Source organism: Pseudomonas sp. NY15435 (genome assembly GCF_048068295.1).
GTDB lineage: Bacteria > Pseudomonadota > Gammaproteobacteria > Pseudomonadales > Pseudomonadaceae > Pseudomonas.
In genome coordinates this window covers 314,259-329,024 of record NZ_JBLUQA010000003.1, presented here as the reverse complement: position 1 = coordinate 329,024, position 14,766 = coordinate 314,259, and the positions used below count along the sequence as shown (strand labels likewise).

Genomic DNA, 14,766 nt, shown 5'->3' with positions numbered 1-14,766 from the left:
GCACCTGTAGGAGCGAGCTTGCTCGCGAATGCTCGGCTCAGCGCTCCCGCAAGGCTTCCCAACGCGCCTTGAGCACCGGCTTCAAGATGTAATCCAGCACGCTCTTCTCGCCGGTGATGATGTCCACCGTCGCCACCATGCCGGGGATGATCAGCAGGGGCTTGGCGTCTGTGCCCAGGTGGTTCTTGTCGGTGCGCACCTGGATCATGTAGAAGCTGTTGCCCTTGTCATCGGTGATGGTGTCGGCGCTGATCACTTCCAGCTTGGCCTTGAGCCCGCCGTAGATGGTGTAGTCGTAGGCGGTGAACTTCACCGTGGCCGGTTGGCCGGGGTGGAGGAAGGCGATGTCCTGTGGGCGCACCCGCGCTTCCACCAGCAGGTTGTCCTCCAGCGGGACGATTTCCACCATGTCGTTGCCTGGCTGCACCACGCCGCCGATGGTGTTGACCTTGAGCTGCTTGACGATGCCGCGCAGGGGCGCGACTACCAGTGTGCGATTGACCTTGTCGTCGATGGCGCGGCTGGTGGCGGTGAGCTTGTTGAGGTCGGTACGGACGTCGTTGAGCTCCTTCAGCGCGTCACTGCGAAAGCCCAGTTTCGATTCCTCGACCTTGCGCTGGATCTCGTTCACCGCCGCTTCGGCGCGGGGGATGGCGAGGTTGGTGGCATTCAGGTCGCCGCTGATTTCCACCGCGCTGCGGCGCAGGCGTAGCAGTTCCACCGGGGACACCGCACCGGCCTTCACCAGCGGCTCGGACATGTTGATCTCCTGCTGCACCAGCCCGAGGCTCGAACGGTACTGCTGGGTCTTGGCGCGGAATTCCTGCAGCTCCTGGCCTTTCTGCCGCAGTTGTTCCTGAAGAATGCTCAGTTCGCTGTTCTGCCGCTGCATACGGGTCTGGTAGAGCGCCAACTGGTCTTCCACCACCTGCGGCGCGGCTTTCTTCAGGTCGTCGGTGAACACCGGCTCGCGCCCTTCGGCTTCCGCGCTCAAACGTTCGACGCGGGCTTCCAGGGAGTTGCGGTCGGCCTCGGTCTCGCCCTTGTTGGAGGAGAAGCGGGTGTCGTCCAGGCGCAGCAGCGGCTGCCCCTTGTTCACCACCTGGCCCTCGCGGACGAAGATTTCCGAAACGATGCCGCCCTCCAGGTTCTGGATGGTCTGCACCTTGGAGGAGGGGATGGCCTTGCCTTCGCCCTTGGTCACTTCTTCGATGTCGGCGAAGTAGGCCCAGGTGATGGCCGCCACCAGCAGGCCGAGCGCCGCCCAGAGGGTGATACGGGTGGCGTTTGGCGAGTCTTCCAGCAGGGTGCCCTGGACCTCGGGCATGAATTCGGTGTCGCGGGCGCCGTTGCCGCCCAGGTAACCGCGGATCGATTGAGAAAAATGCATGGCCATTACCCCGCTGCCGGGCCGACGTGGCCCTTGCGCAATGCTTCGATGACCGCTTCTTTCGGGCCGTCGGCGACGATGCGGCCGCTGTCGAGCACCAGCAGGCGGTCGACCAGGCTGAGCATCGAGGTGCGGTGGGTGACCAGCAGCAGGGTCTTGTCGCGGCAGGCCTCGTGCAGGCGCTTGCGGAGGATTTCCTCGCTGCTGTTGTCCATCGCGCTGGTGGGTTCGTCGAGCAGCAGGATCGGCGGATCGAGCAACAGTGCGCGGGCCATCAGCACGGCCTGGCGCTGGCCGCCGGAGAGCAGCTGGCCGCGCTCGCCCACCGGGCGGTCGAAGCCGGCCGGGTGTTGCCGGGCCAGTTCGCTGACGCCGGTCAGCTCGGCCACTTCGAGCATCCGCGCATCGCTGACGTAGCGCGCGCCGAGGGTCAGGTTGTCGCGCAGGCTACCGGCCAGCAGCGGCAGGTCATGGGCCACGTAGCCGATCTGCTGGCGCAGGTCGGAGACGTCGAGTTGGCGCAGGTCGAGGCCGTCGAGCAGGATCTGCCCTTCGTCCGGGTGATAGAAGCCCATCAGCAGGCGGCCGAAGGTGCTCTTGCCCGAACCGCTCTTGCCGATGATGCCGATCTTCTCGCCGGGAGCCATACGCAGGCTGACGTGGTTCAGTGCTGGGGTGGTCTGCTCCGGGTAGCTGAAGCTCAGCTGGCGAACCTCCAGCGCGCCGTGCAGCTGGGTGCGCTCCAGCGGGCGTTGCCGGGCCTGGCGCTCCTGCGGCAGTTCCATCAGCGCGTCGGTGCTTTTCATGGTCAGGCGCGCCTGCTGGTAACGGGTAATCAACCCGGCGATCTGTCCCAGCGGGGCGAGTACGCGGCTGTTGAGCATGTAGCTGGCGACCAGCGCGCCGACGCTGAGGTTGCCGTCGAGGATGCTGTAGACCCCGGCGCAGATCATCGCCAGGCCGGCGAACTGCTGGAGGAACAGCGTGCCGTTGGTGGCCAGGGCGGAGAGGAAGCGCGCATGGTTGTCCAGCCGCGCCAGGGCGCCATGGGTGGACTCCCAGCGATACTGGCGCTCGCTTTCGGCGCCGCAGGCCTTGAGGGTTTCCAGGCCGCCGAGGGTCTCGATCAACAGGGCCTGACGCTCGGCGCCCAGGGTCAGGCTCTTTTGCACGGTGTCGCGCAGGCGGCTCTGGATGATCAGGGCGAACACGATGGTGATGGGGAAAGCCAGCAGCGGCACGGCCACCAGCCAGCCGCCGAGCAGGCCGATGACCAGGATCATCAGGAGCGAGAAGGGCAGGTCGATCAGACTGGTCAGGGTCAGCGCGGTGAGGAATTCGCGCAGGCCCTGGAAGTCGTGGATGCTCTGGGCGAAGCCGCCGACGGTCTCCGGCTTGGCCTTGAGCGACATGCCGGTGATGCGTTCGAACAGGGTGGCGGAGAGCACCACGTCAGTCTTCTTGCCGGCCATGTCCAGCAGGTTGGAGCGCAGTACCCGCAGCAGCAGCTCGAACAACGTACCGATCAGCAGGCCGGCGGCGAGCACCCAGAGGGTCGACAGCGCCTGGTTGGGCACCACGCGGTCGTAGGTCTGCATGACGAACAGCGGCACCAGCATGCCCAGCAGGTTGATCAGCAGGCTGGCCACCAGGGCATCGGTGTAGAGCCAGCGCGACAGCCGCAGGGTGTCGCGGAACCAGGCTTCAACGCGCGGCACCAGGGGTTTGCGCGCGGCTTCCAGTTCGTGGCGCGGGCGCGCGAAGAGAGCCTGGCCGCTGTACTGGGCGGCCAGTTCATCGGCGCTGACGGCCTGTTCGCCGCCTTCGGTCTCGCAGGGCAGGATCAGCGCCTGGCCATCGTCGCGCCACTGGCGCAGCACGGCGCTGCGGCCGTCGTTGAGCAGCAGCAGGACCGGCAGGTTGAGGTTGGAGATGCTCTTCAGATCGCGGCGTAGCAGTCGCCCTTGGAGCCCGGCACGGGCGGCGGCGCGCGGCAGCAGCGCGGCAGACAGGCGCTGGTTGGGCAACGGCAAACCGGCGGCGAGGCTGTTGCGGCTCACCGCGCAGCCGTGCAGTCGGCAGAGGATCAGCAGTCCGTCGAGCAGGGGGTCGTCATGGCTCAGGCGCGGATCGCCCGGCGCGGGTGCGCCGCGCTCCTGGATGATCATGGTCACGCTACTTCCTCCCGGGCCGGGCCGACCCGCGCCGGCGGCATCCGGCGAACACTTGCAGGTGCTCGCCGGGCCACGCCGGTCGTCGGGTTTTCCGTGCCCTGTCGTATCGCTTCACGGCCGTCGCCCCGACACCGGGCGGCGCGGGGCTGAATGACGGAGGCGAGCGACTTTCTTATTTCAGGTCAGGCAGGCGTGCCTCGTTCTTCACATCCGACAGCGCCACGGCTTCGTGCGGCGCCACCACATGCTGCGATTTCAGCAGGTAACCCATGCTGCCCAGCACGCGGTACATCGAGTATTCCTCGGTGTAGCGCACTTCGGTGTAGCGACGGTTGGCGGTGAACAGTTCGTTCTCGCTGTCCAGCAGGTCGAGCAGGGTGCGCTGGCCGAGGGTGAACTGCTGCTGGTACGCCTCACGCACCTTGCGGGTGTAGTCGGCGTATTCGCGGGCCGGCTGGGTCTGCTTCTTGGCGTTTTCCATCGCGTCCCAGGCCAGCGAGAGGTTCTCGTTGAGCAGCCGCAGCGCGTTGTTGCGGATGTCCTGAGCCTCGTTGATCTGGTGCGAGGTGGCGTTGAGGTGGGCCTTGTCGCGCATCCCGTTGAACAGGTTGTAGCGCATCACTACCTGGGCTTCCCAGCTGTTGTAGTGGCCTTCGTCGCCATCGACGTTGTTGTTGGCCGCCTTGGCCAGCTCGGCGTCGAAGCGCGGGTAGAAGGGCGCCTTGGCTGCCTCATACTGGGCTTCGGCGGCGTTGACGTCGGCCTGCGCCGATTTCAGCAGCGGATTGTCGCTGAGCATGTTCTGCCGGGCGACGAGCAGGTCCGGCGGTACTTCGGCCTTGACCGTGGAGGGCGCCTCCAACTGGTCCGGCATGCGCCCGGTCGCGCTATAGAAGCTGGCCTCGGCATCGGCCAGGTTCACTTCCTCGGTGTAGAGGTTGTTCTGCGCCAGGGCCAGACGGGCGATCGCCTGGTCATTGTCGGCAGTGCTGCCGACGCCGCGCTCACTGCGCAGGCGGATCTGGTCGCCGATGCGCTCGTGGGCCTGCAGGTTGTTCTTGGCCAGCGTCACCATCTCGCGGCGCTTGAGCACATCGAGGTAGACCTCGACGGTGCGCAGGGCGGCGGTTTCCGAAGTACCGAGGATACGGAAGGCCTTGGAGTTGACGTTGGATTCGTTGCGCTTGACTTCGTTGGGGGTGCCGAAGCCGTCGAACAGCATCTGCCGCAGACGGATTTCCGCATCACCACGGGTCAGGGTTTCGTCGTTGTGGTTACCCGCCGCTCGCGTGGACGGGCTGTCGGTGTTCTCCCGGCCGTAACCGGCCACGAGGTCGACGGTTGGCAGATAGCCTCCCCTTGCAAACTTGAGTTCTTCATCCGCAGTCAGGCGGCTGTTGACGCTCTGACTGATTTCCGGGTGGTACTGCAGCGTGCTTTGTATAGCTTCAGTCAGGGTCATTGCCTGCCCATGGGCCCCTGACACCGCCAAAAATACACCGCTCCATAGTGCCGCGTTACGACTGCGCATGGCTTTGCTCCTGGTGTTCTTGTACTTCGATGCTCTTTGATCGCCAATTTATTGGCTTTTTTCTCTTATCAAGCGTTTCACGCCTGTAACATCAGAGCTAAGAACAACTTTTCGAAAAGCTCAGAAGAATTTTTCACAAGGGTTATTCGGAAAAAATCTTATGAGCCCTGTGAAAAGCAGCACATTGTTTGAACGTGCAAGCCCTCGTGTTTCCTGGGTATGGGCCGGATAAGGCGCTTGCAGAAGAAGCCAGGTACGGTTTGTAGCAGTTAGGGCGGGGACCACCGCAGAAGGACAAGAAAACGCGTGGCCAGCATGACAGAAAATTGTCGCTGGCTTTTTGATGCAAAAACGCTAGCAGTCCTTTTTGCCCCCTTCGCAACTTTCTTCGCAGCATCCCGATACAAGCGTGCCATGGCCTGTTTCGGTCAATCGTGCGTCGGTGGAACCGGCCGCGGGATGTGCAGCGGAGGAAGGACTCATGGCTACTTTGATGGGTGTCGTCAGCAAGGTAATCGGCGAAGTGTTTGCGGTAGCCGCCGATGGATCGCGTCGTCCTTTGGAACAGGGAGACAAGGTTTTTGTCGGTGAGCAGCTGGTCACCGGCGCCAATGGCGCGGTAGCGCTGAAGGTTGCAGGAGGAGGCGAGATCACCCTGGGGCGTGACAGCTCACTGCCTCTGACCTCGCAGATGCTTTCCGCCGCGCACCAGACGGATCAGGGTGACCAGGCGGTTGCCCAGCAGCCGGCCACACCGACCAAGCAGGACGTCACTGACGTCAAGGCCCTGCAGGCCGCCATTGCCGCGGGCGTGGACCCGACCCAGGCCGCCGAAGCCACCGCCGCTGGCCCGAGCGCCGCTGGCGCCGCCAACGGCAAACCCGGTGGCGGGCACTCCTTCGTGTTGCTGACCGAGGTCGGCGGGCATATCGACCCCGTCATCGGCTTCCCCACCGGGCCTATCGGCTCCGGGCCGCTGCCCCTGCGTGAGTTCGACGGCACCCCGGATGTACGCCCCGAGGCTGAACCGCCCGTGGTTCCGCCGGATGGCCAGCCGACCGCCGGCCCCAGCGGCCCTGGCACCGCCAATGTGTTCGAGGCTGGCCTGCCTGGTGGCTTGCCCGACGGCGCGGGAGAAGGAGCAACCATCACCGGCAGCCTGGGCTACAACTTCGGCCCCGATGGCGTCGGCAGTTTCTCCTGGGGAACTGCGGGGCTGCCCAGCCTGACCTCTGGCGGTGTTGCCATCACCTACAGCGTCAGCCCCGACGGCCACGTGCTTACCGGTAGCGCCAATGGCACGCCGGTCTTCACCGTGACCCTCACCGATATCAATACTGGAGCCTTCGAAGTCACCCTGCTGCAGCCGGTGGACCACCCGCTGAAGGGCTCCGAAGACAGCCTGAACTTCGATATTCCCTACACCATCACTGACGGCAATGGCACTTCGGCCAACGGCTCCCTGACCGTGGGCATCGTCGACGATGCGCCGCAGGCCAGCCTGTCCGCCAACAACGGTGTGGACGTGCTGCTGCAGACCCATGACGCCAACACCGCGGGCGCGGCCTTCGACACGTCCACCGCCGACTACAGCTCGGCCTTCCAGGTGACCGCCAACTATGGTGGCGACGGCGCTGGCAGCACCCAGCTGAGCTACAGCCTGAACCTGGTCGGCGGCAACGGCGCTGACTCGGGCCTGACCAGTGGCGGGGCGACTATCTACCTGTACAGCGTGGGCGGCGCCATCGTCGCTTCCACTTCCGCCAGCGCCGCCGGCATCACCGGCGAGAACACCATCTTCAGCCTGTCGGTGAACGGCAGCACCGGCGTTGTCACCCTGACCCAGTTCAGTGCGGTCGACCACGCGCTGCCAGGCAGCGAGGGCAACTACGCGAGCCAGAACGCCGTGCTCGATTCCGGCCTGGTGCAGCTGCAGGGCAACCTCACGGTAACCGACCGCGATGGCGACAGCGTCTCTTCCAGCAGCTCCATCGACCTGGGCGGCCGCGTCAGCTTCACCGACGACGGCCCGAGCATTGCCGTGGGCAACACCGAAGGCCTGCAACTGACGGTGGACGAGTCCAACCTCAGCCAGGACGCCACCAGCAGCGTGTCTGCCGGCGACCTGTTCAACGCTCAGTTCGGCGCTGACGGCGCCGGCTCGATCAGCTACAGGATTCAGACCCAGGACAACACCGACAGCGGCCTGAAGGACACCGCCACCGGCAACTCGATCTTCCTGTTCAACACCGCCAATGGCGTGGAAGGCCGCGTGGGCGGCGTGAACGGCGAAGTCGCGTTCCGCGTGAGCCTGGGCCAGGACGGCAAGATCACCCTCGACCAGGTCCGCGCGCTGGTGCACCCGGACAACACCGATGCCAACGATCCGCTGAGCCTGGCCGAAGGCAAGATCAGCCTGACCGCCACCGTGACCGACGCTGACGGCGACCATCAGAGCGCCGGTCTCGACCTGGGCAGCAAGCTCACTTTCCTCGACGACGGTCCGAGCATTTCCGTCGGCAGCAGCGAGGGCCTGCACCTGACTGTGGACGAGTCCGACCTCGGCCAGAACGCCACCAGCACCGGCTCGGTGGCCGATCTGTTCAATGCGCAGTTCGGCGCTGACGGGGAAGGTTCGATCAGATACAAGATCGAAACCCAGGACAACACCGATAGTGGTCTGAAGGACACCGCCACCGGCAACTCGATCTTCCTGTTCAACACCGCCACCGGTGTGGAAGGCCGCGTGGGTGGCGTGAACGGTGAGGTCGCGTTCCGCGTGACCCTCGGCCAGGACGGCAAGATCACCCTCGACCAGGTCCGTGCGCTGGTGCACCCGGACGACACCAATGCCAATGATCCGCTCAGCCTGGGCGAAGGCAAGATCAGTCTGACCGCCACCGTGACCGACGCCGACGGCGACCACCAGAGCGCCGGTCTGGACCTGGGCAGCAAGCTCACCTTCCTCGATGACGGCCCGCGCATCGCGCCCATCGAAGGCGGCGACCTGCACCTGAGCGTGGACGAAACCACCCTCGGCCAGCCGGCGACCAGCACCGGCTCAGTGGCCGACCTGTTCAACGGCCAGTTCGGCGCTGACGGCGAGGGCTCGATCAGCTACAAGCTCGAAGCCGCGAACAACACCGACAGCGGCCTGACCGACACCTCCAGCGGTCAGCGGGTGTTCCTCTTCAACACCGCCAATGGCGTCGAAGGGCGTCTGGAAATCAGCGGCGAAACCGCCTTCCGCGTGACCATCGGCCAGGATGGCAAGGTCACCCTGGAGCAGCTGCGCGCTCTGGCGCATGCCGATCCCAGTGATCCCAATGACTCGTTGAACCTGGCGGGCAAGATCACCCTCAGCGCCACCATCACTGACAAGGACGGCGACAGCGCTACCGCGCAGATCGACCTGGGCGGCAAGCTGAGCTTCCTCGACGATGGCCCGAGCATTGCGCCCAGCAGCGAGCACGACATCCAGCTGACGGTGGATGAAAGCCACCTGAACCTGGATGCCACCAGCACGGCCAGTGTCTCGGACCTGTTCACCACCCACTTCGGCGCCGACGGCCCGGGGCAGATCACCTACAAGATCGAGACCCAGGACAACACCGATAGCGGCCTGAAGGATACCGCCACCGGCAGCCAGATCTTCCTGTTCAATACCGCGAGCGGTGTAGAAGGCCGCGTGGGCGGAGTGAATGGTGACGTGGCATTCCGCGTGACCCTGGGCCAGGACGGCAAGATCACCCTCGACCAGGTGCGTGCCTTCGTGCACCCCGATCCGAGCAGCAATAACGAGGGCGTCAGCCTCGACCCGAACACCCTCACCCTGACCGCGACCATCACCGACAAGGACGGCGACAGCGCCCAGGCGCACATCGATCTGGGCAGCAAGCTGAGCTTCCTTGACGATGGCCCGAGCATCGCTCCGTGCGAGGACGTGGACATCAAGCTGACGGTGGATGAAACCCACCTCAACATGGATGACACCAGCACGGTCAGTGTTGCCGACCTGTTCACCGCGCACTTCGGCGCCGATGGCGAGGGCGGGATCACCTACAAGGTCGAGACCCAGGACAACACCGACAGCGGCCTGAAGGACACCGCCACCGGCAGCCAGATATTCCTGTTCAATACCGCGACCGGTGTGGAAGGCCGGGTGGGCGGGGTGAACGGTGATGTGGCGTTCCGTGTGACCCTGGGCCAGGACGGCAAGATCACCCTCGACCAGGTGCGCGCCGTCGTGCATCCGGATACCACCCACGCCAATGAAGGCGTCAGTCTCGCCCCGGACAGCGTGACCCTCACGGCCACCATCACCGACAAGGACGGCGACAGCGCCCAGGCCCACATCGACCTGAGCGGCAAGCTGAACTTCCTCGATGACGGCCCGAGCATCACCCCGTGCGACGACGCGGATATCAAGCTGACCGTGGACGAAACCCACCTCGGCGTGCCGGACACCAGCAGCGTCTCGGTGGCCGACCTGTTCACCACGCATTTCGGTGCGGATGGCGCAGGGGCGATCACCTACAAGCTGGCCGGAGCCGACAACACCGACTCCGGGCTGAAGGATACCCAGAGCGGTGAGAAGGTCTTCCTCTACAACACCGCCAGCGGCATCGAAGGCCGCCTGCAGGGAACCGACACCGTTGCCTTCCGCATCTACGTCGATGGCGACGGCAAGGTCACCCTGGAGCAACTGCGTGCCCTGGTGCATTCGGACACCAGCAACCCCGATGATTCCCTGAGCCTGAGCGGCCAGGTCACGCTGACTGCCACCATCACCGACAAGGACGGCGACAGCGCCAGCGCCCAGATCGACCTGGGCAGCAAGCTGACCTTCCTCGACGACGGCCCGAGCATTGCTCCGTCCAGCATCTACGACATCAGCCTGGAGGTGGACGAGTCCAACCTGGACAACAACGCCCGTGTCGAATCCAGCCTGGTATCGCTGCTGTTCGAGTCGCACTTCGGCGCGGATGGCGCGGGTAGCATCACCTACAAGGTCAGCACGGTGGATGGCACCGACAGTGGGCTGAAGACGACCCAGGGTGACGCCATCCTGCTGTACAACGTGAATGGCACCGTGGAAGGCCGTGTGCAGGGCAGTGGTGCGGTTGCCTTCGTGGTCAGCGAGGACAGCGGCGCGCTCATTCTTGACCAGCGCCTGACGCTCAAGCATCCCGACACCAGCGACTCCGACGATCCGCTGCGCCTGGATAGCGGCAAGATCACCCTCACCGCCACCATCACCGATGGGGACGGCGACAAGGCTTCTGCCCATGTCGACCTCGGCAGCAAGATGGTGTTCTACGATGACGGCCCGCACATCGAGCCGTGCACCACCGCCGATATCCAGCTCACCGTCGACGAAACCAAGCTGGGTGTCGACGCCCAGGCTTCGGCCGGCGATGTGGCAGCGCTGTTCACCAGCCGCTTCGGCAATGACGGCGCTGGCGGCATCACCTACAAGATCACCACCACCGATGGCACCGACAGCGGTCTGAAGGACACCGCGACCGGCGGTAGGATCTTCCTCTACAACACCGCCGATGGCGTGGTGGGCAAAGTGGAGGGCACCAACCTGGTGGCCTTCAGCGTGACCCAGCACAATGGCGCGATCACTCTCGACCAGCAACGCGCGCTGGTGCACCCGGTGACCACTGATGCCAATGACCCGCTGGGCATCGGCACCGACAAGATCACCCTCACCGCGACCATCACCGATGGCGATGGCGACCACGAGTCGGCCAGTGTGGACCTGGGCAGCAAGCTGACCTTCCTCGACGACGGCCCGCACATCGAGCCGTGCACCGACGCCGATATCCGCCTGGAAGTTGACGAGTCCAACTTCGCCAGTGATGCACGGGTGGAAGCGCCCCTGGTGGCCAACCTGTTCACCACCGACTTCGGTGCTGACGGAGCGGGCTCGATCACCTACAAGGTCACCACCGTCGACGGTACCGACAGCGGCCTGCGCGAAACTGCCAGCGGCGCGCGCATCCTGCTGTTCAACGATGGCAACGGCGTAGTCGGCAAGGTCGAAGGCAGCGGTGCCATCGCCTTCGTGGTTCGTCCCGATGGTGGAGCACTGACCCTCGACCAGCGTCTGGCGTTCATCCATCCCGACAGCAGCAGCGACGATGAAACCCTGAGCATCGCCAGCGGCAAGATCACCCTGACCGGCACCATCACTGACAAGGATGGTGACAGCCAGAGCGCCTCCATCGACCTGGGCAGCAAACTGGTGTTCCACGACGATGCCCCGAGCATCAGCGCCGACGCCAGCAAGGCGCCAACCCTGACGGTGGACGAGACGGTGCTGAGCACCGACGCCACCGGCAACTTCAGCGGCGCCTTCACCTCCAACGGCGGCGCCGACGGCGGCAGCGTCAGCTACAAGCTGGCGGCCACCGACGGCACATTGAGCGGGCTGCAGACCACCAGCGGGCAGAACATCGTGCTGGTCAAGGTCAGCGATACCGTGGTCGAGGGCCGTGTGGGCAATACCGGCGGCGCGGTCGCCTTCAGCCTGACCCTCAACAGCGCCACCGGCGAGCTCAAGCTCGACCAGCAACTGGCAATCAAGCACGCTGACGCCACCAACCCCAATGACCCGGTCAGCCCGCTGGGCGACAAGATCTCCCTGGTGGCGACCATCACCGACGGCGACGGCGACCACAAGTCCGCCAGCATCGACCTGGGCGACAAACTGGTGTTCAAGGACGACGGTCCCGCGCTCGTGGCCGGTGGCAACGTCACTGGCCAGGTCATGGAGGATGCGCTGCCCGGTGGCAACCCCGATGGCGCCAGCGACACCACGACAGCCAAGGGTTCGCTTGCCAGCCTGGTGAACTTCGGTGCGGACGGCCCCGGCGCCTTCTCGCTGACCGGCGACTACTCCTCGCTGACCTCGCAGCACCTGACCTCTGGTGGCGTGGCACTGGCCTACAGTGTGGTTGGCAACCTGCTGACCGCCATGGCCGGCGCCAAGACCATCTTCACCCTGTCGGTGGATGCAGCGGGCAACTATGAGTTCAAACTCGTCGGCCCGCTGGATCATCCGCTGCACAACGGCAGTGATGCGGAGCAGCTGGCGCTCAACCTCGGCGGCGTGATCAAGGCCACCGACGGCGATGGCGACCCGGTCAGCCTGGGCTCGGGCTCGCTGGTGATCAACGTGCAGGACGACCTGCCGGTGGTACACAGCGAACCACCGTGCCAGGACGTTTCCGAGGTCCCCGGCTTCGTGCTCAATGGCACGCTCGACGTGAGCTTCGGCGGTGATGGCCGCGGCGCCTTCGACCTCAGCGGCAACACCGCGCCGGACGGCCTGACCTACGTGGTTACCCAATTGGCCGGTGGCGGGTCGCAACTGATCGCCTATGACGGCAACAACGAGGCCTTCTTCGCCCTCAAGGTCAATGCCGACGGTACCTACAGTTTCGAGGTACTCAACTCGCGGCCGATCACCCAGGTGGAATACGACCTGACACAGGTTTCCGCCGGTGGCCCACGGCCTTCCGTCACCCTGTCCTCGGATGGTCTTTCGGTGGTCTTCACCAGCCCCAACGGCAACGTGAACCCCTCCGACAATGGCATGGGCGTGGGCGGCAACAACCTCATCACCCCCGGTGAGAACCTCAACATCGCCTTCAGCGAGAAGATCTACGACGTCAGCTTCGACGTGCAGAAACTCTCCACCAGCGATGTGCTGAGCTGGAAGGTGCTCGGTGACGGCGGGGTAGTGCTGGCGACCGGGACCTTCTCGCCGCCGGCAGGCTATGGCGAGAACAGCTCGGTGTCCTTCAACTTGCTCACCGATGGCCACTTCACCACGGGCTCGGCCTTCCAGCTCCAGGAAGGCGGCTTCAACTCCGTGGTGTTGAGCAGCAACAGCGGCGACTACCGCCTGGTCACCGTCTCCGCCGGACAGTCAGTCCTGCCGGAGAATATCGACCTCAACTTCCACGTCGGCATTACCGACGGCGATGGCGACAGCACCGGGCTGAACCTGTGCGTGGACCTGAGCGCTCCTCAGCCGCTGCTGGTTGTCGGCAGCAACAGCAGCGACATTGATGGCTCCAGCACCCAGCACACCCTGCCCAACCCGCAGGATGCGGACAAGGCCGGTACCATCAGCGGCGGCGCCGGCAGCGACGTGCTGATCGGCGACCCAGGCGGCGTGTCGGTCTATACCCAGCCGGGCAAGAACTACAACATCTCGCTGATCGTCGATACATCCGGCAGCATGGCCGACGGGTCGGGCACCGTGGGCCAGGATCGCATGACCCTGGCGAAGAACGCGCTAATCAACCTGGTGAACACCATCAAGGGGCATGACGGGGTCATCAACGTCAACCTGGTGTCCTTCGCCGACAATGCCAAGAGCGTCAGCTACAACGGGCTCACCGCGGCCAACGTGACGCTGCTGATCGCGGCGATCAACGCGCTCAGCGCGGGGGGAGCGACCAACTACGACGATGCCATGCAGAAGGCTTCGACCTGGTTCAACACCCAGGTCAGCACCAACCACGCCGATGCGGCCCACGGCTACGTCAACCTGGCGTTCTTCCTCACCGACGGCAACCCCACCGTGTGGAACGGCTACAACGGCAGCGGGGACACCACCAACTACAACGACATCAACGTCGCGCTGACCTCCGGGAATGACATGCTGCATGGCGTGGGCGCGCTCAGCGGAGCCAACGCGGTGGACGTCAATGCCATCGGAATCGGCAACGGCATCAACAGCAACTACCTGAAGTTCTTCGACAACACCGATACCACCGGGACCGGGTCGGTGACAGTCGACAACCAGACCATCACCAATACCGTCGGCCAGCCGCAGATCATCAATACCGCCGAGCAGTTGCAGGCGGCGCTGCAGGAAGGCTTCAGCACCAGCACACCGGTGACCGTGGGCAACGACCACCTGGTCGGCGGCGCGGGCAACGACATCATGTTCGGTGATGTCATCAACACCGACCAACTGGCCTGGGCCGGGCATGCTGCCGGCACGCACAACGGCCAGGGCTTCCAGGCGCTGGTGGATTATCTGACCGCCACCAACGGCACCGCGCCGACGGCGGCCACGATCAGCAACTACATCATCCAGCACGCGGATCAGCTCAACGTCGCCGGTGACACCCGTGGTGGCGACGACATCCTCGAAGGCGGCGCCGGCAATGACCTGATGTTTGGCCAGGGCGGCAACGACAAGCTGATCGGCGGGCCCGGCGACGACATCATGTACGGCGGCACCGGTGCGGATGAGTTCATCTGGAAGTCCGGCGATACCGGCCACGATGTGATCAAGGACTTCAACATCGCCGAGCACGACGTGCTGAACTTCGCCGACCTGCTACAAGGGGAAGCCGCCACGGCCTCGTCGCTGGCGCACTACCTGACCTTCTCGGTCAACGCCGGTACTACCACCATCGGCGCCAGCCCCACCAGCGGTGGCGCCGTTACCCAGACCGTCGACCTGGCCAACGTCGACCTCGCCGCCAAGTACGCAGGCCATGCCGGCAATGGCGTGCTCTCGGCGGGGGATACCCAGACCGTGCTCAACGGCCTGCTGGGGGACCACGCGATCAAGACCGACACTGTCTGACCCTGTGTGAAACCAGTCGAAACCGCCGCCTCTGGGCGGCGGTTTCGTT

General features: G+C 64.8%; 4 protein-coding genes. 1 reads left to right on the top strand and 3 read right to left on the bottom strand.

Annotated features, from left to right (window positions below; translation table 11 throughout):
* Positions 1–37: 37 nt before the first annotated feature.
* The 3 genes from ACNFH5_RS08705 to ACNFH5_RS08695 all read right to left on the bottom strand — a co-directional run bounded on the left by ACNFH5_RS08705 (position 38) and on the right by ACNFH5_RS08695 (position 5,026).
* Positions 38–1,390 carry an HlyD family type I secretion periplasmic adaptor subunit gene (locus tag ACNFH5_RS08705; protein WP_416745216.1) on the bottom strand — a complete coding sequence of 451 codons (1,353 nt, stop codon included), beginning with the start codon at positions 1,388–1,390 and terminating at the stop codon, positions 38–40.
* A 5-nt stretch (positions 1,391–1,395) separates the two neighbouring features.
* The gene (locus ACNFH5_RS08700; protein WP_416745646.1) at positions 1,396–3,558 is read right to left on the bottom strand and encodes a type I secretion system permease/ATPase; all 2,163 of its coding nucleotides are present in this window, start codon (positions 3,556–3,558) and stop codon (positions 1,396–1,398) included.
* Between the two features lie 178 nt (positions 3,559–3,736).
* Positions 3,737–5,026, bottom strand: coding sequence for a TolC family outer membrane protein (locus ACNFH5_RS08695; protein WP_416745215.1), 1,290 nt, complete (start codon positions 5,024–5,026; stop codon positions 3,737–3,739).
* Between the two features lie 550 nt (positions 5,027–5,576).
* Between ACNFH5_RS08695 and ACNFH5_RS08690 the strand changes: the two genes are divergently transcribed.
* Entirely contained in the window at positions 5,577–14,717 is a 9,141-nt protein-coding gene (locus tag ACNFH5_RS08690; RefSeq protein WP_416745214.1) for a retention module-containing protein, read from the top strand.
* Positions 14,718–14,766: the final 49 nt, after the last annotated feature.

What these genes read in the sequence shown, in the direction of transcription:
- ACNFH5_RS08690 (WP_416745214.1), top strand. Translation starts at nt 5,577, where the DNA reads ATGGCTACTTTGATGGGTGTCGTCAGCAAGGTAATCGGCGAAGTGTTT.
- ACNFH5_RS08700 (WP_416745646.1), bottom strand. Translation starts at nt 3,558, where the DNA reads ATGATCATCCAGGAGCGCGGCGCACCCGCGCCGGGCGATCCGCGCCTG.
- ACNFH5_RS08695 (WP_416745215.1), bottom strand. Translation starts at nt 5,026, where the DNA reads ATGACCCTGACTGAAGCTATACAAAGCACGCTGCAGTACCACCCGGAA.
- ACNFH5_RS08705 (WP_416745216.1), bottom strand. Translation starts at nt 1,390, where the DNA reads ATGCATTTTTCTCAATCGATCCGCGGTTACCTGGGCGGCAACGGCGCC.